This is a genomic window from Phenylobacterium sp. (genome assembly GCF_036563385.1).
Classification (GTDB): Bacteria; Pseudomonadota; Alphaproteobacteria; order Caulobacterales; family Caulobacteraceae; genus Phenylobacterium.
The window spans coordinates 136,643-154,851 of the sequence record NZ_DATCML010000012.1; the positions used below are offsets into that span (position 1 = coordinate 136,643).

The window sequence follows — 18,209 nt, forward strand, 5'->3', positions numbered from 1 at the left end:
GGAGCGAACGCCATGCGGATGATCTTCGTGAATCTGCCAGTGAAGGACCTCGAGGCCTCGCGCCGCTTCTACGCCGGACTGGGCTTAGTCCAGAACCCGCAGTTCTCCGACGAGACGGCCATCTCGATGGTGATCGAGGAGAACATCGTGGCGATGCTGCTCACCGAGGAGAAGTTCAAGAGCTTCATCACGGGCGAGATCGCCGACACGTCCAAGGGCAAGGAGGCGCTGATCTGCCTCTCCGCCGACAGCCGCGCCGAGGTGGACGGCTTCCTTTCGAAGGCGCTCGCCAACGGCGGCAAGCCGTGGATGCCCGCCCAGGACCACGGCGTGATGTATGGCGTCAGCTTCCAGGATCCCGACGGGCACGTCTGGGAAGTCATGTGGATGGACCCCGCCATCGTGCAGCCTGGCCCGGGCGTGCCGGAACGCGAGTTGGCGTAACCCTCTTCCGCTCGTCCCGGCGAAAGCCGGGACCCAAGCCCACGTCGCCGCCCTCCCCCGGCCGATGTGCAGGCCCCAGGTCGCTTGGGCCCCGGCTTTCGCCGGGGTGAGCGGGTTTGTTTTTGGCTTAGGAGGCCCTCCTCTCCCGCGCCTGCGGCGCGGGAGAGGCGGTCAGGCCGCGGCCTTCTTCTCCGCGGCCCCGGCGATGCGGGCGCGGGCGATCTCGTTGGCGACCTCGTGGGTGGGGCGCTTTTCCTGGCGGGCGCGGTCGAGGACCTCGTCCAGGGTGTCCATCAGACGGCCGAGCTTGGCCTCCACCCAGGCCGCGTCGAAGGCCTCGCCGCGCTCCAGAGCGCGGATCTCGCCGGCGACGTTGATGATGCCGCCGCCGTTGATCACGTAGTCGGGGGCGTAGAGCCGCCCCTGGGCGAAGAGCTCGCGCCCGATCTCGGGCGAGGCCAGCTGGTTGTTGGCGCCGCCGGCGATGATCGGCGCGGAGATCCGCTGCAGCGTCTCCTCGTTGATGGCGCCGCCCAGCGCGCAGGGCGCGAACACGTCGGCCTGGGCGTCGAAGATGGCGGCGGCGGGCACGACCTTCGCGCCGGTGCGGGCGGCGACCTCGCGCACCGCCGCCTCGTTGACGTCGGCGATCACCAGCTTGGCGCCCGCCGCATGCAGCTTGTCGGCCAGGTAGGCGCCCACGTGGCCGACGCCCTGGATCGCCACGGTCACGCCGTCCAGGTCGCGGCTTAATCCGCGGCGGACGCACAGCCGGATGCCGCGGAAGATGCCCTCGGCGGTCACCGGGCTGGGGTCGCCCGAGGCGGCCGGATGGCCTTCCAGGCCGGCCACGTAGCGGGTGTGCCTGCGGGCGTGGGTCAGGTCGGCCGGCGAGACGCCGACGTCCTCCGCCGTCCAGTAACGGCCGCCGACCCGCTCGACGGCGCGGCCGAAGGCTTCGAACAGCGCGGGGGTCTTCTGGGTCCGGCTGTCGCCGATGATCACAGCCTTGCCGCCGCCCAGCTCCAGGTCGGCCATGGCGTTCTTGTAGGACATGGCCCGGGACAGGCGCAGCGCGTCCTCCAGGGCAAGCTCGGCGGTGGGGTAGGGCCACATGCGGCAGCCGCCGGCGGCGGGTCCCCGGGCCGTGGAGTGCACGGCGATGATGGTCCGAAGGCCGGTTCTTTCGTCGAAGAACGAATGGACGCCTTCGTGGCCCTCGAAGGCCGGGGAATCGAACAAGGTCATGCCGCCTGCAACGCCCTCTGACGGGAAAGGTTTGCGCCAGCCTCTACGCCCCTCTCCGCCATGTCACAACCCCGCGGCCCGGCGCGCGCCGACCTGCGGCTGCGGCGCGCCCGGGATCGGCGGCGCGCCGGAAGGCAGCGGCGCCTGCGGGTCGCGGACGAAGGCCAGGATGTCGCGCCACACCAGCGGGCCCTGCAGGTCGCGGGTCAGCAGGTGGTAGCCGTTCTCGTACCAGGCGCTCCGGTCCGCCGGCCTCAGCTGGCGGGCGGCGCGCTTGTGCGCCTTGGTGGGGATGATCTGGTCGTGCCTGCCGGCGAGGTAGAGGGTGGGCGCCCTGGTCCGGCCGATGCTCTCGGCGCCTTCGTCCATCAGCTGCACGAGGCCGTAGAGGGTGTCGGAGCGCGCGCCCCACACCATCAGCGGGTCGCGGCCCATGCGGATCAGCTCGGCGCGGTTGTCGCTGGCGACGATCTTCTCCGAGAGCCAACGCGGCGGGGTATAGACCTTGCCCGGGGTGACGTTGGCGGCGAACCACAGCGCCGTCTTGTAGGGCAGCGGCTGGCTGTCCCAGCCCCAGACCGCCGGCGCCAGCAGCACCAGCCGGTCGGCGGCGGGCGGCCGGTCCGAGGCGAAGGCCTTGGCGGCCACGGCGCCGCCCATGCTCTCGCCCGCCACGGCGATGATGGCGGTCGGATGCCGGGCGCGGGCGAGCGCCACCACGGTGCGCAGGTCCTCGACCAGGACCTCGTCGTCGGCCCAGATGCCCCGACCCGGCGAGCGCCCGAAGCCGCGCTGGTCGTAGGCGTAGGTGGTCACACCCTGTTCCGCCCACCAGGGCGCCGCCAGGTGAAAGGCGGCGCCGTAGTCGTTCATGCCGTGGACGCCGACGATCACCGCCCAGGGCTCGCCGGCCGCCTCCCATCGGCTGAGGCCCAGCCGAGCGCCGTCGAAGGTGGTGATGCTGTCGGCGGCCAGCGCCGGGCCTGGGAAACCGGCGGGCGGGCGGCCGGCCTGCTGGATCGCCATGGGCGCGCAGGCGGCCAGGCTGAGCGCGGCGAGGAGAACGGCGAGCAGTCGGGTCATGGCTGGAGGATCTGGCGAACCCTGTCCTTCAGGTAAGGCGTAACTTCGGCGTCGAACCAGGGGTTTCGCTTCAGCCAGTGGGTGTTGCGCCAGGACGGGTGCGGCAGGGGCAGGCGGTCCGGCAGATAGCTCCGCCAGTTGCGCACCGTCTCCCACATCGGGCCGCGGGTCCCCAGCGCCCAGGCCTGCGCGTGGCCGCCCACCAGCAGGGTGAGCTCCACATTCGGCAGCTCGGAGAGCAGGCGGCGGCGCCAGAGGTTGGCGCAGCGCGGCGGCGGCGGGTAGTCGCCGCCCTTGGGGTCGGTGCCGGGAAAGCAAAAGGCCATGGCCGCCGTGCCCAGGCGTTCGTCGCCGTAGAAGGTGGCGCGGTCGACGCCCAGCCAGTCGCGCAGGCGGTCCCCGGACGCGTCGTCGAACGGGAGGCCGCTCTCGTGCACCTTGCGGCCCGGCGCCTGGCCGCAGATCAGCAGGCGGGTCTGGCGGGAGACGCGCACCACCGGCCGCGGTTCGTGGGCCAGGTCCGCGGCGCAGGCCCGGCAGCCGCGGATCTCCGCCAGCAGGGTGTCGAGGGGCATGCCTCGTACTTAGGCCCCCGGCCGGCGGAGGCAATGCGGCGGAGCGCGCGCCTTCTCTCCCACGCCGGAGGCGCGGGAGAGGAAAGCCTCACGCGCTCTCGCGGGCCTTCACGATCTGGCGCTCCTGCTCGATCAGCTTGGCGAAGGACGGGCGGGCGAGGATCGACTCCACGTAGCCGTAGGCCTTCGGGTGCGTCGTCGGGTTCAGCAGGCACTTGCCGTGCTCGAGGGTGGCGAAGGGGCTGGCGACGGCGATGTCGGCGAGGGTGAAGCGGTCCTCCACCAGATAGCCGGCCGCGGGAACCACCTTCTCCAGGTAGTCGGCCACCTTGGGGAACTCGACCCGCTCGGCCTCGTCGGCGGCGGCGAGGTCGCCGTCACGGCCCAGCAGCTTGGGCGCCACGAAGCGGTTGAAGAACACCTTGCCCGCGCAGGCGCCCACGATGGTGTCGCCAAACTCCTCGAACCAGATCGTCGTGGCGCGGGCCTTGGGCTCCGTGGGGATCAGGTTCGGCTCGGGCTGGATGGCGTCGAGGTAGGTGACGATGGCGGTGGAGTCGGCCAGGCTGAAGTCGCCGTGCGTCATGGCGGGGATCTTGCCGAACGGGCTGGCCGCCTTGAACTCGGGCGGCCCCATCGGGCCGAACGCCTGCACCAGCTCGAAGTCGATCCCCTTCTCCACGGCGAAGACGACCGTCTTGCGCACGAACGGCGACAGGGTGCCGCCGTAGATCTTGATGGTCATGGCTCTTCTCCCTCTTGCGTCTCCGCCGCCGGCGCGTCGTCGCCGCCCGGCAGGCGCATGCGCCAGACGCCCTTGAACTTCTCCGGATCGGCCGGCTTGCCGTGCCGGGTGATCACCAGCTTGCCCTGGCGGGCGAGGCCGACGGCCACCGGCTTCACCTTGCCAAGTTCGCGCCGCCAGCCGGCCGCGTCCACCGCCTTGGCGACATCCTCGGGCGAGATCGACTTGCCGGGCGCGAGCTTGCCCAGCAGGTCGAAGATGGCCGCCTCGACCTGAGCCGACATCAGCCGCCCCGCTTGAGGGTCTCGCGGGCGATGACCACCTGCTGGATTTGGCTGGTGCCCTCGTAGATCCGGAAGATGCGCACGTCGCGGTAGAAGCGCTCGACGCCGTATTCGCCGATGTAGCCGGCGCCGCCGAAGATCTGCACGGCGCGGTCGGCGACGCGGCCGACCATCTCGGAGGCGAAGTACTTGGCGGCCGCCGCCTCCATGGTGACGCTCTGCCCGGCGTCGCGCTTGCGGGCGGTCTCCATGGTCAGGGCCTTGGCGGCCAGGACCTCGGTCTTGCAGTCAGCGATCATGCCCTGCAGCAGCTGGAAGTTGGAGAGCGCCTGGCCGAACTGCTTGCGCTCGGTCATGTAGGCGACGCTGTCGGCGATCAGCCGCTCGGCGACGCCCACGCAGACCGCGGAGATGTGCAGGCGCCCACGGTCGAGCACCTGCATGGCCACCTTGAACCCCTCGCCCTCGCGGCCCAGGCGGTTCTCGACCGGCACCCGGACGTTGTCGAAGTAGACGTCGCAGATGTGGGCGCCCTGCTGGCCCATCTTCTTCTCGGGCTTGCCGACGCTGAGGCCGGGCAGGTCGCGCTCCACCAGGAAGGCCGAGACGCCGCCGGCGCCGGCCTTGTCCGGGTCCGAGCGGGCCATGACGGTGAAGAGGTGGGCCTTGTTGGCGTTGGTGATGTAGCGCTTGGCGCCGTTCAGGACGTAGTGGTCGCCGTCGCGGAGGGCGCGGGTCTGGACATTGGCGCTGTCGGAGCCGGCCTCCGGCTCGGTCAGGGCGAAGGAGGTGATGATCTCGCCCGAGGCGATGCCCGGCAGGTACTTCTGCTTCTGCTCGTCGGTGCCGAACATCACCAGGCCCTGGGAGCCGATGCCGACGTTGGTGCCGAAGGCCGAGCGGAAGGCGGGGCTGGTGCGGCCGAGCTCCACGGCCACCAGGCACTCGTCCTCCATGGAGAGGTCGAGGCCGCCGTACTGTTCGGGGATCGACAGGCCGAAGAGGCCGAGGCCCTTCATCTCCTCGACGACGTCGTCGGGCATGGCGTCCTGCTCGGCCACCTGCGCTTCCAGCGGGCGCAGGCGCTCGGTGACGAACCGGCGGACGGTGTCGATGAGCTGGTCGCGGGTCTCGAGGTCGAGCGCCATGGTGTCAGGTCCCCCAAGGTCTATTTGCAGCTTGCGTCGTCGTTGGGCTTGCCCGTGAAGCGGGCCAGGCCCACCGCCACGATGGGCGCGGGCCAGGTGTAGGTCTTGGTCTGCCCGGCCGGGACGGCGCAGATGTTCACCGGCATGGGCGAGAGCTTCTGGCCGCGCAGCACGAGGGCGATGGCGCGGAAGTCGAGCGGCTCGGCGCGGCCGTTCCACACCTTCAGCACGGTGGCGCGCTTCTCGGCCGAGCCGTCGAGGGCGGCGGCCACCAGCCCCTCGCCCGGGGCCTCGAACGTTTCCTTCACCTGGCCGGCCGGATGGGCGGCGGCGAGCTTGCCGTCCTCCACCTTCTCGATGAACGCGCGGCCGTTGTCGCCGACGGTGAAGATGGCGCGCTGGCCGAGGATCACCTGCAGGGTCTCGCCGTCGACCGTGGTCTTCGGCGTGAAGGCCAGGCTTTGGGCGGCGGCCTTGGCCGGGGGGGAGGCCTTGGGCGCGGCGGCGCCCTTGGGCGGAGGCGCGGCCTGGGCGGCGACGGCGGCGGCGAGGACGAGGGACAGCATGGGGACGCTCACTTGGCCAAGGGCGGCTGGCCCGCCGGATAGCAGACCACCTCGTTCGTGTCGCGGAAGCGGAAGTCCGAGAGGCGCACGCCTTCGGCCGGCGTCGTCCACTGCTCGTAGCTGGCCAGCAACGGCAGCGCCGTGCAGGCGGGGGCGACCTCGCCCGCCGCCCCGAGCAGCCGCGCGCGGTAGTCGAACGCCTGGCTGAGGCCGCTCTCGATCTTCAGCCGCAGTTGGCCGCCCTCTCGCCCGGCCGCCAACACCACCGCCCCGGCCGGCGGATCCGGAAAGGCGCCCTGCCCTGGCTTCGGCGGATTGGCCGCCGTCAGGGGCGCAGCCTCCGCCTTCACGAGCTGCGGTGGACCGGCGGCGGTGAAGCGCAGCGTCACCCGTTCGCCGGCATAGAGCTCCACCGCCCCGTCGGCGGCGATGCGCGAGCGCGGCTCGGCGGCCGCAGCCCCTGCGCCGCAGAGGACGACGGCCAGCGCCGCCGCCAGGCTCACGGCGCGGCGCATGCTCAGGCCCTGGCCAGCGCCATGGCCGAGCCCTGGCCGACGCCGACGCACATGGTGGCGAGCGCGCGCTCCCCGCCGCGCTCCTTGAGCGCGCGGGCGGCGGTCAGCGCCAGGCGCGCGCCGGAGGCTCCCAGCGGGTGGCCGATGGCGATGGCGCCGCCGTGCGGGTTCACGTGCTCGGCGTCGTCGGCGAGGCCCCAGGCCCGCGTGCAGGCCAGGGCCTGGGCGGCGAAGGCCTCGTTCAGCTCGATGACGTCGAAGTCGCGGGCGCTGATGCCAAGCCGCGCGGTGAGGCGGTCGACGGCGGGCACCGGGCCCACGCCCATCACCCGCGGGGCGACGCCGCCGGAGGCGCCGCCCTCGATGCGCGCCAGGGGCTCCAGGCCGTACTTCTTCACGGCCTCCTCCGAGGCCAGCAGCAGGGCCGCGGCGCCGTCGTTGACGCCCGAGGCGTTGCCCGCGGTGACCGTGCCGTCGGCGCGGACGATGGGCTTCAGGCCCTTGAGCGCGTCCAGGGTCGTGTCCGGCCGGGGATGCTCGTCCTGCGCCACGACCACGTCGCCCTTGCGGTCCTTGATGGTGACCGGGGCGATCTCGCGGTCGAAGAAGCCGCGCTCGCGGGCCTTGCCGACCCGCTGTTGGCTGCGGTGGGCGAAGGCGTCCTGGTCGTCGCGGGCGATCTGGTAGTCGGTGGCCACGTTCTCGGCGGTCTCCGGCATGGAATCGACGCCGAAGTCCTTCTGCATCTTCGGGTTCACGAAACGCCAGCCGATGGTGGTGTCGAAGATCTCCGCCTGGCGGGAGAAGGCGCTGTCGGCCTTGCCCATGACGAAGGGCGAGCGGGTCATGCTCTCCACCCCGCCGGTGACGACGAGGTCGGCCTCGCCCGTGGCGATCATCCGGGCGCCGGCGATGGTGGCGTCCAGGCCTGAGGCGCAGAGGCGGTTGACGGTAAGCCCCGGCGTCCGCTGCGGCATGCCCGCCAGCAGAAGCGCCATGCGGGCGACGTTGCGGTTGTCTTCGCCGGCCTGGTTCACGCAGCCGTAGACCACCTCGTCCACCGCCTCCCAGTCGACGGAGGGCAGGCGCTCCATCAGAACCCGCAGCGGGTGGGCGGCCAGGTCGTCGGCCCGGACCTTGGCCAGGGCGCCGCCGTAGCGGCCGATGGGGGTGCGCACGCCCGTGCAGAGATAGACGGTCCGGCCTTGCATGGGCTCGCTCCTGATGGTTCCAAGCGGGCCGGCAAACTAGTGTTTGAAATCCGCGCGGGCAAACGCTTCCCGCGTGGTCAGGAGGGGCGATGGACGGCGGGCAGGACGAAGGGGACTACATCTCGAAGCTCCGGACGGTGACCGAGGGCGAGTGGGCCGGCTGGAGCTACTATCCGGGCGGCGACCCGTACGAGGACCTGGCCGGGCCCTTCTACTTCCAGGAGCGGGACGGCCGGCGGGTCTGCGCCTTCAGGGCGGAGCGGAAGCACATGAACGGCGGGATGTTCATGCACGGCGGCTGCATGATGACCTTCGCCGACTTCTGCCTGTTCGTGATCGCCGGCGAGGCCCTGCAGGAGAGCCGCGCGGTCACCGCCACCTTCAACGGCGAGTTCGTGGGCTCGGCGGCGATCGGCGACATCGTGGAATGCACCGGCGAGGTGGTGAAGGCCGGCCGCAGCATGGTGTTCGTGCGCGGGGTGATCGTGAACGCCAGCCAGGGCGGCGAGCCGATGATGAGCTTCTCCTCGGTGCTGAAGAAGGTCGGGCCGCGGCGGGGCAGCTAGGCCGCCGCGCGCCCTCTGCGAGACAAGCGGCGCGGGCGCGGCTAGCATCGGCGGATGACCGAGGCCGTCTGCCACTGCGGGATCGTTCGCCTCTCGGCGCCCATGCCGAGCGAGGTGACGATCTGCAACTGCTCCATCTGCCGGCGCAGCGGGGCGCGATGGGCGTACTACCAGCCGAACGACGTGCGCCTGCCGCCCACGGGCTCCACCCAGCCCTATGTCTGGGGCGATCGCATGCTGGCCTTCCATCGCTGCAAGAGCTGCGGCTGCCTCACCCACTGGCAAAGCCTGGACGGCAAGCTGAAGAAGATGGGCGTCAACGCGCGGATGATGGACGGTCTGGACTGGTCCACGGTGAAGATCCGCCACTTCGACGGCGCCGCCACCTGGGCCTACCTCGACGCGCAGAAGGTCGGCGACCCAGGCTGACCGGCCAGGTCGCCGCCGAAGCCGCGAGAGGTTAGGCCGCGGCCTTGGGCATCCCCGCCTGAGCGGCCGGGCGGGCGCGCATGGCGTCAGCCCACCGGTTCACATGGGCCAGGTCCTGCGGCGGCTTCAGCTTGATCATCCGCCCGAAGTCGATGCCCACGAAGGCGACGATGTCGGCGATGGTGATCCGCTCCCCCGCCAGCCACTCGCTCTCGGCGAGGCGCCGGTCGAGCACCTTGAGCGCCTTCAGCCCCTGTTCCTTGTTGTAGTCGGCGACCGCGGGGTTCTGCTGCTCCAGCACGGCGAGCGCCGGGTGCGAGTGGCGCACGCCGAGCATGAAGGGCGTCGCCACCAGCATCTCGGCGCGGCGCAGCCACATCTCGATCAGCGCCGTCTCTTCGGCTGTGCGGCCGAACATGTTCGGCTCGGGATAGCGGCTTTCGAGGTAGCGGCAGATGGCGACGCTCTCGGTGAAGCAGGTCCCGTCGTCCAGCTCGAGCATGGGGACGTTGGCCAGGCCGGCCTTCTGCAGGTACTCGGGCTGCTTGTGGGTGCCCTCAAGCAGGTTGAGGGTGATCACCTCGACGTCCTCGATCCCCTTCTCGGCCATGAACCAGCGCACCCGGCGCGGGTTGGGGGCGAGCGGCGTGTCGTAGAGCTTCATGGCGCTGTTCCTCCCATCGTTACGCGGGAAAAAGCGCACGGTCGGTCACCGCGGTCAAGCTCGGCTCAGCCGAACAGCGCCCGGGGCAGCAGGCCAACGACCGAGGCGGTGAGGCAGGTGGCCAGAAAGCCGGCGAACATCGCCTTCCACACCATGCCGACGATCTCGTTCCGCCGCTCCGGCACGAGCACGGAGTAGCCCGCCAGATTGATCCCGACGGAGGCCACGTTGGCGAAGCCGCAGAGCGCGTAGGTCATCAGAACGCGGGTGCGCTCGCTCATCTCGCCCACCGGCACGGCCCCCAGGTTGATGAAGGCGGTGAACTCGGTCAGCACCAGCTTCACGCCGAGCAGGGAGCCCGCCTGCAGGGCGTCTTCCCACGGCACCCCGATCGCCCAGGCGAGCGGCGCGAACAGCACGCCGAGGATCCGTTCCACCGAGAGCGGCGCCCCCAGCACGTCGGGGAACAGGCCGAGCACGCCGTTCAGCATGGCCACCAGGGCGACGAAGACGATCAGGGTGGCGGCGACGTTCAGGACGATCTGCAGGCCGTCGCCCGTGCCCTTGATCAGGGCGTCCACCGAGCTCTCGTAACGCTTGGCTTGGGCGGGATCGAGGTCCTGCGGCTGCTCGGCGGCCGGATTGCGCGGCACGATGATGCGCGCCAGCAGCACGCCGGCCGGCGCCGAAACAATGGACGCCGTCAGCACGTGGGCGGCGGCGTTCGGCAGCACATCGCGCAGGATGGTGGCGTAGGCGACCATGGTGGAGCCTGAGACGCAGGCCATGCCCACGGCGATCAGCAGGAACAGCTCCGAACGCGACAGGCTGGGCAGGTAGCTGCGGATGAAGATCGGCCCTTCCACCTGGCCCATGAAGATGGTCGTGGCGGTGGCGAGCGCGGGCGCGCCGCGCAGGCCCATGGTGCGTTCGAACAGCAGCCCGAAGGCCTGGGTCACCCACTTCAGGATGCGCCAGTGCCAAAGCAGGGCGGCCAGGGCGCAGACCACCAGGATCACCGGCAGGACCCGGAAGGCGAAGACGAACAGGCCCGACGGATTGACCAGCTCGTACGGCTGGTTCGGGGTGCCGGCCAGGAAGCCGAACACGAAGCTGACGCCGGCCTGGGTGGAGTTGGCGAGGCCGTCCACCACCGTGCCGACGCCAGCCAGGCCGGCGCGCAGAGCCGGCAGGCCGAAGAGCGCCAGCACCAGCAGCGCCTGGAGCAGGATCGCGCCGATCGCCAGCTTCCAGGGGAAGCGCTTGCGGTCTTCGGAGAGGCCCCAGCAGGCAAGCAGCACGAGCGCGACGCCCGCCAGGCTCTGGACGTTCTCCGGTCCGATCATCGTGCGCCTTGGCCCCCTCCCCGCCCGAGTCGGGCGGCCCAAGGATCGATAAAGGGCGCCAGACGGAGGCGAGCGCAAGCCGGGCGGAGGGAGAGCGTTAGCGCGCGGCCTCGAGCATGCGGGCGTTCAGTCGCTGGAGCACGCTGCGCAGCTCGCCGAGCTCGGCGGCGCTCATCGGGATACGGCGCGCGACTTCCTGGCGCACGCCAGCCACGGCGTCGCGAAGCTTCCGCCCCTTGTCCGTGAGATCGACCCAGACGCGTCGCTCGTCGGCCTGGTCGCGGGAGCGCTTCAACAGTCCCTCGGCCTCCATGCGCTTGACGAGCGGGGTGATCGCGCCGGTGTCCATGCACAGCGCGCGCCGGAGGTCGCCCATGGTGGCGCGCGGCAGTTCCCAGAGCACCAGCAGGACGAGGTACTGCGGGTGGGTGAGCCCCAGGGGCTTCAGCAGCTCGCGGTAGATGCGGGTGATCTGGCTGTCGCAGATCTGCACCGCGAGGCAGAGCTGACGGTCGAGCTGGAGGTCGTCATAGGCCTCCGGCGAGAGGGAAACGGGTACGGCGTTCATGTTCGCGGGTTCCGGGCGTGCATGCCGCATTGCAACCCGGAGGCGTGAATAAGCCCCTAAAGCATCGAGTCCGATCCTATCGAGGAATAAAATATCTCACCCGATACAACATTCCTTAAGCCTGCTGCGTCAGAACGCCACGCACTGCGGTCGAAGAACCGCGATGTCAGGCTGTGTGGGTGAAGATGTTCAAAGCCAATCGTGAGCGCCGGCAGGCGCAGGCCGACCATGTGGCCGAACTGGAAGCCAAGGTCGCGGCGATCATGCGCTCGCAGGCGGTTATCGAGTTCGAGCTCGACGGGACCATCCTGGCCGCCAACGAGAACTTCCTGGCCACCTTGGGCTACACGGCCGAGGAGGTGGTCGGCCGGCATCACAGCCTCTTCGTCGACCCCGACTATGCGGCGGGCCCCGAATACCGCGCCTTCTGGTCGCGGCTGGCGCGGGGCGAATTCTTTACCGACAAGTACCTCCGCTACGGCAAGGGCGGTCGGGAGGTCTGGATCCAGGCCAGCTACAACCCGATGCTCGGCCCCGACGGCAAGCCCTACAAGGTGATCAAGTTCGCCAGCGACGTGACCGCGGTGGAGGCTGAGCGCGCCGCCAACGAGGCGCAGCGCGGCGAGGCCGCGGAGCGGCTGGAGGCGGTGATGAGCCGGCTCGCCGAAGGCCTCGAAGCCCTGGCCGACGGCGACCTGACCGTCCGGCTGCAGGGCGAGTTTCCGCCGGAATATGCACGTGTGCAGGGCGATTTTAACGCGGCGATCACGCGTCTGGCGCAGGTTGTCGGCGTGATTATCGGAACGACCAGCAGCATCGGGGCGGCGACCGGCGAGATCGGCCAGGCGGCCGACGACCTCTCCAAGCGCACCGAGCAACAGGCGGCGAGCCTTGAGCAGACGGCCGCGGCGCTGGACGAGATCACCGCCACCGTGCGCAAGACCGCCGAGGGCGCGAACCACGCCCGCGACGTTGTGCAGGCCGCCCGTGAGGACGCCGAGCGCTCCGGCGAGGTGGTGCGCCAGGCCGTCGAAGCCATGAGCGGCATCGAGAAGTCCTCCGCCCAGATCGGCCAGATCATCGGGGTGATCGACGAGATCGCCTTCCAGACCAACCTGCTGGCGCTCAACGCCGGGGTGGAAGCCGCCCGGGCCGGCGACGCGGGCCGCGGCTTCGCCGTGGTCGCCTCCGAGGTGCGGGCCCTGGCCCAGCGTTCGGCCGACGCCGCCAAGGAGATCAAGGGCCTGATCTCGGCCTCTGGGCATCAGGTTGGCGTGGGCGTCGACCTCGTGGGCCGCACCGGCGAAGCGCTCGAGCGCATCGTCGCCCAGGTGGCTGACATCACCGGCGTGGTCACCGAGATCGCCGCCTCCGCGGCCGAGCAGGCCACCGGCCTCGCCGAGGTGAACACCGCAGTCAACCAGATGGACCAGGTCACCCAGCAGAACGCGGCCATGGTCGAGCAGACCACCGCCGCCAGCCACAGCCTGGCGCAGGAAACCGCCCAACTCAGCCAACTGATCGGCCGCTTCAAGGTCGATGAGGCCCACGCCGGTCGCCCAAGCCCTGCTCCGGCTCCTGCCGCAGCCCAGAGGCCGGCGCCCGCGCGCGCCAGCCTGCCGCAACTGCGCCGCGCCAGCGCCGGCGGCGCGGCGCTCAAGCTCCAGCCCGCCGGCTGGGAAGAATTCTGATGGAGGCTTCAGCCTTGACCCCCACCTCCCCCGCCGAGTTGATCTCGGTCCGCATCGGTGAACAGCTGTTCGCCCTGGACATCATGTCGGTCCGTGAGATCCGCGGCTGGACCGCCTCCACGCCCCTGCCCCACGCGCCGGAATATGTGCTGGGAATGATCAACCTGCGCGGCGCCGTGCTGCCGGTCGTCGACCTGGCGGGCCTGCTCGGCCTGGCGCGGATCGAGCCGGACGCCTCGTCCGTGGTCGTGGTCGCCGACCTCGCCGGACGCCCGGTCGGCCTGCTTGTGGACGCGGTGTGCGACATTGTCACGGTGGCCGACGGCGAGATGAAGCCGCCGCCGGAGCTGGGCTCGGATTACCGAGGCTTCGTGACCGGGGTGATCACCGGCGCCGACGGCATCGTCACCGTGCTGAACCTCGACGGCACAATCCCCCAGACGGCGCTCGACGCCGCCGCCTGATCCGCCGGGGCGGGCGCCGCGCGCCGGCCCACGGCTACCGGCGCCCCTAAGACGGCGCGCAACCTCAAGCCTGAGCACGCGGCGTGCAGGCAAGCCCCGCGCGAACAACTCCGGCCGCCTCTTCCTCCCTGAACGTAATCTTTCGGAAACCACGACTCACGACTTGTGAGCTGTGGGACGGCCCATTGTTGTTCGGGTTGGGGGGATTTTTCATATCATGCTTAGTAATTCGAAGATTTCGATGAAATTGGCGGCCGCCTTTGGGGCCGTTATAGTCATGGTGATCGCGGCCAATGGCGTGATCTTCTGGAAGGTCACCGAGGCCCAGAAGTTTGCGGGCCTCGTGGAGTTCGGCCACGCGCGCGCCGCGGACATCGAGATCGTCGAGCGCGGCCTGGCCCAGCAGGTGGCCGCCACGCGGGGCTTCGTGCTCGCCCAGGACGGCGCGTTCCGCTCCAACTACCAGCAGCAGGGGGTGGCGATGGACGCCGCGCTCGAGCGGTTCATCACCGAGCACAAGGTCGCCGAGCAGCGCGAGCGCGGCAAGCAGTTGCGTACGCACCTGGCGGCGTGGCGGACGGAACATGCGGAGCGCCCGATGGCGCTGGCTGTCGATCCGGCCACCCGCGGCGAGGCGGCCGCCATGGTCGCCATGAACTCCCTCGAGACTCTCGAGGCCGAGATCAAAGCGGTGAAGGAAACCCAGCAGGAATTGCTCGCCGAGCGTCGCGTCGGCCAGACCGAAGCCATCGCCGCCGCCAATCTGGTGATGATCCTGGGCGCGCTCGCGGCCGCCGGCTTCGCCGCCGCCATGGCCTGGATGCTGTCGCGGCTGGTGGCCCGCCCGGTGGTGCAGATGACCGCGGCCATGCGTCGGCTGGCCGACGGCGACAACACCGTCGAGGTGCCGGGGGTCGGCCGCGGCGACGAGATCGGCGAGATGGCCGGGGCGGTGCAGACCTTCAAGGACGCCGCCATCGAGAAGCTGCGCCTGGAGGGCACGACGGCCGAGCAGGCCAAGGCCGCCGAGGAGGAGCGCCGCCGCCAGGAAGCCGCCAAGGCGCAGGCCGCCCGTGAGCAGCAGCAGGTGGTCGACGGCGTCGCCGGCGGGCTCGAGCGGCTCGCCGCCGGGGACCTGATGTTCCGGCTGAACGAGCCGTTCGCCCAGGAGTACGAGAAGCTGCGGGCCGACTTCAACGGCGCCATGGACCAGCTGCAGGACACCCTGCGCACGGTGGCCGCCAACGTCCGGGGCATGCGCTCGGGCACCGAGGAGATCAGCCAGGCGGCCGACGACCTTTCCAAGCGCACGGAGCAGCAGGCCGCGAGCCTCGAGGAGACCGCCGCGGCGCTCGACGAGATCACCGCCACGGTGCGCAAGACCGCCGAGGGCGCCAACCATGCGCGCGAGGTGGTCAACACCGCCCGCTCGGACGCCGAGCGCTCGGGCGAGGTGGTCCGCCACGCCGTCGAGGCGATGAGCGAGATCGAGAAGTCCTCGTCGCAGATCAGCCAGATCATCGGCGTGATCGACGAGATCGCGTTCCAGACCAACCTGCTGGCCCTGAACGCCGGGGTGGAAGCCGCCCGCGCCGGCGACGCCGGCAAGGGGTTCGCCGTCGTGGCCTCGGAAGTCCGGGCGCTGGCCCAGCGCTCGGCCGACGCGGCCAAGGAGATCAAGACCCTGATCAGCGCGTCCACCGAGCAGGTGGGCCAGGGCGTCGCCCTGGTGGGCGAGACCGGCGAGGCGCTCAACCGCATCGTCGCCCAGGTGGCCGACATCACCAGCGTGGTGGGCGAGATCGCCGCCTCGGCCCAGGAGCAGGCCACCGGCCTGCACCAGGTGAACACCGCGGTGAACCAGATGGACCAGGTCACCCAGCAGAACGCCGCCATGGTCGAGCAGTCCACCGCCGCCAGCCACAGCGTCGCCCAGGAGGCCGAGGAGCTGACCCGGCTGATCGGCCGCTTCCGGCTGGGGCAGGACGCGGCGGCCGGCAAGGCGCCGGCGCCTGCGCGCCGGACCTCGGGCTCGGCCCCGGCCCAGGCCCCACGGGCCGCGCTGAAGACAGTCTCAACCCACGCCGGGGGCGGCGGGGCCCTGCGCAAGTCCGAAGCGGCGGCGGGCGTCGACAGCTGGGAGGAATTCTGATGAGCGGCGAACCGGGCGCCGGCGCGCGCGAGCTGATCACCATCGAGGTGGGCGGCCAGCTCTTCGCCCTGAACATCATGATCGTGCGCGAAATCCGCGGCTGGACGACGTCCACGCCCCTGCCGCACGCACCGGTCTACGTGCTGGGCCTCATCAACCTGCGCGGAACGGTGCTGCCGGTGCTGGACCTCTCGGCTCGCGTGGGCCTGCCCGCGCGCAGCCCCGAGGCGTCCTCGGTGGTCGTGGTGGCCGAGCTGACCGGCCGCCCGGTGGGACTGCTGGTGGACGCGGTCTGCGACATCATCACGGTCGAAGCCTCGCAGATCCAGCCGGCCCCGGACCTGGGCTCCGGCGGCAGCCAGTTCGTTCGCGGGGTGATCACCCTGGAGGACCAGATCGTCACGCTGCTGGACCTGGACGGCGCCCTGCCGGAGACGGCGATCGCCGCCTGACCCCACGCCGGGCGCGGCCAACCTGCGCCCGGCTCCTCCCCCGAGCATTACGAAGGTTTAATCGGCCGCCCCGCATCCGCCGGGGCGCGCCGCGGCCTCCTTACGGTCAAGATCCGCCCACAACCCTAGGGCGGCTCGCCGGAGGGGGACGATGTCGCTGGCGCTCGCCACGCTGCTCTACGAATGGCGCCGCTACACCGCGGCCATGGTCGCCCTGGCCTTCTCGGGCCTGCTGATCCTGGCGCAGATCGGCATGTTCACCGGCCTGGTGCGCGGCATCACCGCCACCATCGACCGCAGCCGCGCCGACATCATGGTGCTGGGTCCCAAGTCGGACAGCCTCATCAACAGCGGCCCGGGTTCCGGCGTGCCCATGCGCGTAAGGCCGCAGCTCTACATGCATCCGGAGGTGGTCGAGGTCGCCCCGCTCATGGGCAACGGCGCGATGTGGGCGAACGTCCCGGAACCGGGGAAAAAGCGGAAAACCGACTTCGTGCAGATCTGGACCGTGGACCCGCGGCCGGGATCCGTCAGCCTCCCCACCGACTACAGCGAACAGACGCGCCGCGCCCTGCTCGAGCCCATGGCGATCGCTGTCGACAAATCCAGCCTCAAGAAGCTGGGGGTGGGGCTGAACGACAGCGCCACGATCAATGGCAAGACGGTCAAGGTGCGGGCGCTCCTCGAAGGCTACGCCAGCATGGACCAGACGAGCGTCGTCATGTCCAACGACAGCTACCGACTGCTCGGCCTCAGCCGGCGCGGAAGCGACAACGCGCCGATGCTGGTGCGGATCAAGGATCCCGCGCGCGCCGATGGGGTGCGCGACAAGCTGAACGCGGGCGCGAAGGGCGCCTACCGGGCGTTCACCCGCCAGGAGCTCTCCAAGGCCAACGAAGCCGCCATCCTGAAGGAGCAGATCATCGGGGTGTTCCTGACCTTCTCGGTGGTGCTCGGCTTCCTGATCGGCATCGGCATCACCTCTCAGACGCTGCGCGGCGCGATCCTGGCGTCCATCAAGGAGTTCGCCAGCCTGCGGGCGCTCGGCGTGTCCCTGAGTTCGCTCAGCCTGATCGTGATGGAGCTTTCGTTCTGGGTGGGCGTGGCCGGGCTGGGGGTCACCGCGGTCCTGACGCTCGGCGTCTACCTGCTGGCCAACAACAGCGGGCTGCCCATGGGCTTCCCCCTGCCGTGGCTGGTGGGCGTCACGATCATGCTGCTGGCGATCGCCATGGCCTCGGGGCTGCTCGCCCTGGGCATCCTCAAGAAGAGCCAACCTGCGGACCTGCTGAGATGAGCGCCTCCGAAACCGCCATCGCCGCCCACGGGCTCTACAAGCGCTTCAAGACGGGCCGGACGCACATCGAGGTGCTGAAGCGGGTCGACTTCGACGCCCTGCATGGCGACGTCACCATGGTCATGGGCCCCTCCGGCTCCGGCAAGTCGACCTTGGTCGCCACCCTGTCCGGGCTGCTGAAGCCCGACGAAGGCCAGGTCACCGCGCTTTCGCAGGACATCTGGAAGCTCTCCGGCGGCCGGCGCGATCGCTTCCGCCTCGACCACTGCGGCTTCATCTTCCAGGGGTTCAACCTGTTCCCGGCGCTCACGGCGCGACAGCAGGTGGAGATCATCCTCAAGTACCAGGGCTACGCCCCCGGCGAGGCGCGCCGCAAGGCCGCCGACGCGCTGACCGAGGTGGGCCTGGAGATGCGCATGAACATGCGGCCCTCCGAGCTCTCCGGCGGCGAGAAACAGCGCGTGGCCATCGCCCGGGCGCTCGCCAAGGACCCGCGCCTGCTGTTCGCCGACGAGCCCACCAGCGCGCTGGACGGCGAGAATGGCCAGGTCGTCATCAAGCTGCTGCAGCGGGCCGCGAGGCAGCACGGCGCCGCGGTGATCTGCGTCACCCACGACCCGCGCCTGGAGGCCTACGCCGACCGGGTGATCCACCTGGAGGACGGGCGGATCCTGTCCGACCACCGCCCGGGCGGCGCCGACCCCGCCCGGGCTCCCGCCCAACCCGACCACGCCCAAGCCCACGTCGTCCGAGCCTGAGGA

21 protein-coding genes are annotated in these 18,209 nt (G+C 70.7%); 9 read left to right on the forward strand and 12 right to left on the reverse strand.

What is annotated here, in order from left to right:
• Positions 1-12 precede the first annotated feature (12 nt).
• Complete coding sequence (locus tag VIL67_RS11885) at positions 13-444, forward strand: VOC family protein (RefSeq protein WP_332049109.1); 432 nt, start codon at positions 13-15, stop codon at positions 442-444.
• Between the two features lie 171 nt (positions 445-615).
• Here VIL67_RS11885 and VIL67_RS11890 read toward each other — a convergent pair whose 3' ends face one another.
• The 9 genes from VIL67_RS11890 to pcaF all read right to left on the reverse strand — a co-directional run bounded on the left by VIL67_RS11890 (position 616) and on the right by pcaF (position 7,819).
• Positions 616-1,692, reverse strand: coding sequence for a Glu/Leu/Phe/Val dehydrogenase dimerization domain-containing protein (locus tag VIL67_RS11890; protein ID WP_332049110.1), 1,077 nt, complete (start codon positions 1,690-1,692; stop codon positions 616-618).
• A gap of 63 nt (positions 1,693-1,755) precedes the next feature.
• Entirely contained in the window at positions 1,756-2,775 is a 1,020-nt protein-coding gene (locus VIL67_RS11895) for an alpha/beta hydrolase (RefSeq protein WP_332049111.1), read from the reverse strand.
• Positions 2,772-3,350 carry a uracil-DNA glycosylase family protein gene (locus VIL67_RS11900; protein WP_332049112.1) on the reverse strand — a complete coding sequence of 193 codons (579 nt, stop codon included), beginning with the start codon at positions 3,348-3,350 and terminating at the stop codon, positions 2,772-2,774. The genes VIL67_RS11895 and VIL67_RS11900 overlap by 4 nt, the downstream gene beginning before the upstream one ends.
• An 88-nt stretch (positions 3,351-3,438) precedes the next feature.
• Positions 3,439-4,095: a glutathione S-transferase family protein gene (locus VIL67_RS11905; RefSeq protein ID WP_332049113.1), complete on the reverse strand. Its 657-nt coding sequence runs from the start codon at positions 4,093-4,095 to the stop codon at positions 3,439-3,441.
• Complete coding sequence (locus tag VIL67_RS11910) at positions 4,092-4,379, reverse strand: DUF3253 domain-containing protein (protein ID WP_332049114.1); 288 nt, start codon at positions 4,377-4,379, stop codon at positions 4,092-4,094. The genes VIL67_RS11905 and VIL67_RS11910 overlap by 4 nt, the downstream gene beginning before the upstream one ends.
• Positions 4,379-5,527 carry an acyl-CoA dehydrogenase family protein gene (locus VIL67_RS11915; protein WP_332049115.1) on the reverse strand — a complete coding sequence of 383 codons (1,149 nt, stop codon included), beginning with the start codon at positions 5,525-5,527 and terminating at the stop codon, positions 4,379-4,381. Before VIL67_RS11915 ends, VIL67_RS11910 begins: the two co-directional genes overlap by 1 nt.
• 20 nt (positions 5,528-5,547) lie before the next feature.
• Positions 5,548-6,093 carry a hypothetical protein gene (locus tag VIL67_RS11920; RefSeq protein WP_332049116.1) on the reverse strand — a complete coding sequence of 182 codons (546 nt, stop codon included), beginning with the start codon at positions 6,091-6,093 and terminating at the stop codon, positions 5,548-5,550.
• An 8-nt stretch (positions 6,094-6,101) separates the two neighbouring features.
• On the reverse strand, positions 6,102-6,608 hold the full coding sequence (locus VIL67_RS11925; RefSeq protein ID WP_332049117.1) for a hypothetical protein: 507 nt from the start codon (positions 6,606-6,608) through the stop codon (positions 6,102-6,104).
• A 2-nt stretch (positions 6,609-6,610) separates the two neighbouring features.
• Positions 6,611-7,819 carry a 3-oxoadipyl-CoA thiolase gene (gene pcaF / locus VIL67_RS11930; protein ID WP_332049118.1) on the reverse strand — a complete coding sequence of 403 codons (1,209 nt, stop codon included), beginning with the start codon at positions 7,817-7,819 and terminating at the stop codon, positions 6,611-6,613.
• A gap of 89 nt (positions 7,820-7,908) precedes the next feature.
• Here pcaF and VIL67_RS11935 point away from each other — a divergent pair, with 89 nt between their 5' ends.
• Positions 7,909-8,385, forward strand: a complete 477-nt coding sequence (locus VIL67_RS11935; protein WP_332049119.1) for a PaaI family thioesterase — start codon at positions 7,909-7,911, stop codon at positions 8,383-8,385.
• Between the two features lie 54 nt (positions 8,386-8,439).
• Positions 8,440-8,814 carry a GFA family protein gene (locus tag VIL67_RS11940; protein WP_332049120.1) on the forward strand — a complete coding sequence of 125 codons (375 nt, stop codon included), beginning with the start codon at positions 8,440-8,442 and terminating at the stop codon, positions 8,812-8,814.
• Between the two features lie 31 nt (positions 8,815-8,845).
• Here VIL67_RS11940 and VIL67_RS11945 read toward each other — a convergent pair whose 3' ends face one another.
• The 3 genes from VIL67_RS11945 to VIL67_RS11955 all read right to left on the reverse strand — a co-directional run bounded on the left by VIL67_RS11945 (position 8,846) and on the right by VIL67_RS11955 (position 11,392).
• Positions 8,846-9,478 (reverse strand): glutathione S-transferase family protein, encoded by a 633-nt coding sequence (locus VIL67_RS11945; RefSeq protein ID WP_332049121.1) that lies wholly within the window; start codon positions 9,476-9,478, stop codon positions 8,846-8,848.
• A 65-nt stretch (positions 9,479-9,543) separates the two neighbouring features.
• Positions 9,544-10,824, reverse strand: coding sequence for a NupC/NupG family nucleoside CNT transporter (locus tag VIL67_RS11950; RefSeq protein ID WP_332049122.1), 1,281 nt, complete (start codon positions 10,822-10,824; stop codon positions 9,544-9,546).
• A gap of 97 nt (positions 10,825-10,921) precedes the next feature.
• Positions 10,922-11,392 carry a MarR family winged helix-turn-helix transcriptional regulator gene (locus tag VIL67_RS11955; RefSeq protein WP_332049123.1) on the reverse strand — a complete coding sequence of 157 codons (471 nt, stop codon included), beginning with the start codon at positions 11,390-11,392 and terminating at the stop codon, positions 10,922-10,924.
• A gap of 185 nt (positions 11,393-11,577) precedes the next feature.
• Between VIL67_RS11955 and VIL67_RS11960 the strand changes: the two genes are divergently transcribed.
• From VIL67_RS11960 to VIL67_RS11985, 6 genes are all read left to right on the forward strand, one after another.
• A complete protein-coding gene (locus tag VIL67_RS11960; RefSeq protein ID WP_332049468.1) occupies positions 11,578-13,083 on the forward strand; it encodes a methyl-accepting chemotaxis protein in 1,506 nt (501 codons plus the stop codon).
• Positions 13,084-13,097: 14 nt separating this feature from the next.
• Positions 13,098-13,547 carry a chemotaxis protein CheW gene (locus VIL67_RS11965; RefSeq protein ID WP_332049124.1) on the forward strand — a complete coding sequence of 150 codons (450 nt, stop codon included), beginning with the start codon at positions 13,098-13,100 and terminating at the stop codon, positions 13,545-13,547.
• 241 nt (positions 13,548-13,788) lie between these two features.
• Complete coding sequence (locus tag VIL67_RS11970) at positions 13,789-15,699, forward strand: methyl-accepting chemotaxis protein (RefSeq protein WP_332049125.1); 1,911 nt, start codon at positions 13,789-13,791, stop codon at positions 15,697-15,699.
• Entirely contained in the window at positions 15,699-16,151 is a 453-nt protein-coding gene (locus tag VIL67_RS11975; protein WP_332049126.1) for a chemotaxis protein CheW, read from the forward strand. Before VIL67_RS11970 ends, VIL67_RS11975 begins: the two co-directional genes overlap by 1 nt.
• A gap of 151 nt (positions 16,152-16,302) precedes the next feature.
• Entirely contained in the window at positions 16,303-17,448 is a 1,146-nt protein-coding gene (locus VIL67_RS11980; protein WP_332049127.1) for an ABC transporter permease, read from the forward strand.
• Entirely contained in the window at positions 17,445-18,206 is a 762-nt protein-coding gene (locus tag VIL67_RS11985; RefSeq protein WP_332049128.1) for an ABC transporter ATP-binding protein, read from the forward strand. The genes VIL67_RS11980 and VIL67_RS11985 overlap by 4 nt, the downstream gene beginning before the upstream one ends.
• Positions 18,207-18,209: the final 3 nt, after the last annotated feature.

What these genes read in the sequence shown, in the direction of transcription:
- VIL67_RS11920 (WP_332049116.1), bottom strand. Translation starts at nt 6,093, where the DNA reads ATGCTGTCCCTCGTCCTCGCCGCCGCCGTCGCCGCCCAGGCCGCGCCT.
- VIL67_RS11985 (WP_332049128.1), top strand. Translation starts at nt 17,445, where the DNA reads ATGAGCGCCTCCGAAACCGCCATCGCCGCCCACGGGCTCTACAAGCGC.
- VIL67_RS11925 (WP_332049117.1), bottom strand. Translation starts at nt 6,608, where the DNA reads ATGCGCCGCGCCGTGAGCCTGGCGGCGGCGCTGGCCGTCGTCCTCTGC.
- VIL67_RS11950 (WP_332049122.1), bottom strand. Translation starts at nt 10,824, where the DNA reads ATGATCGGACCGGAGAACGTCCAGAGCCTGGCGGGCGTCGCGCTCGTG.
- VIL67_RS11910 (WP_332049114.1), bottom strand. Translation starts at nt 4,379, where the DNA reads ATGTCGGCTCAGGTCGAGGCGGCCATCTTCGACCTGCTGGGCAAGCTC.
- VIL67_RS11955 (WP_332049123.1), bottom strand. Translation starts at nt 11,392, where the DNA reads ATGAACGCCGTACCCGTTTCCCTCTCGCCGGAGGCCTATGACGACCTC.
- VIL67_RS11980 (WP_332049127.1), top strand. Translation starts at nt 16,303, where the DNA reads ATGTCGCTGGCGCTCGCCACGCTGCTCTACGAATGGCGCCGCTACACC.
- VIL67_RS11890 (WP_332049110.1), bottom strand. Translation starts at nt 1,692, where the DNA reads ATGACCTTGTTCGATTCCCCGGCCTTCGAGGGCCACGAAGGCGTCCAT.
- VIL67_RS11885 (WP_332049109.1), top strand. Translation starts at nt 13, where the DNA reads ATGCGGATGATCTTCGTGAATCTGCCAGTGAAGGACCTCGAGGCCTCG.
- VIL67_RS11970 (WP_332049125.1), top strand. Translation starts at nt 13,789, where the DNA reads ATGAAATTGGCGGCCGCCTTTGGGGCCGTTATAGTCATGGTGATCGCG.
- VIL67_RS11900 (WP_332049112.1), bottom strand. Translation starts at nt 3,350, where the DNA reads ATGCCCCTCGACACCCTGCTGGCGGAGATCCGCGGCTGCCGGGCCTGC.
- VIL67_RS11895 (WP_332049111.1), bottom strand. Translation starts at nt 2,775, where the DNA reads ATGACCCGACTGCTCGCCGTTCTCCTCGCCGCGCTCAGCCTGGCCGCC.
- VIL67_RS11940 (WP_332049120.1), top strand. Translation starts at nt 8,440, where the DNA reads ATGACCGAGGCCGTCTGCCACTGCGGGATCGTTCGCCTCTCGGCGCCC.
- pcaF (WP_332049118.1), bottom strand. Translation starts at nt 7,819, where the DNA reads ATGCAAGGCCGGACCGTCTATCTCTGCACGGGCGTGCGCACCCCCATC.
- VIL67_RS11915 (WP_332049115.1), bottom strand. Translation starts at nt 5,527, where the DNA reads ATGGCGCTCGACCTCGAGACCCGCGACCAGCTCATCGACACCGTCCGC.
- VIL67_RS11905 (WP_332049113.1), bottom strand. Translation starts at nt 4,095, where the DNA reads ATGACCATCAAGATCTACGGCGGCACCCTGTCGCCGTTCGTGCGCAAG.
- VIL67_RS11975 (WP_332049126.1), top strand. Translation starts at nt 15,699, where the DNA reads ATGAGCGGCGAACCGGGCGCCGGCGCGCGCGAGCTGATCACCATCGAG.
- VIL67_RS11935 (WP_332049119.1), top strand. Translation starts at nt 7,909, where the DNA reads ATGGACGGCGGGCAGGACGAAGGGGACTACATCTCGAAGCTCCGGACG.
- VIL67_RS11945 (WP_332049121.1), bottom strand. Translation starts at nt 9,478, where the DNA reads ATGAAGCTCTACGACACGCCGCTCGCCCCCAACCCGCGCCGGGTGCGC.
- VIL67_RS11960 (WP_332049468.1), top strand. Translation starts at nt 11,578, where the DNA reads ATGTTCAAAGCCAATCGTGAGCGCCGGCAGGCGCAGGCCGACCATGTG.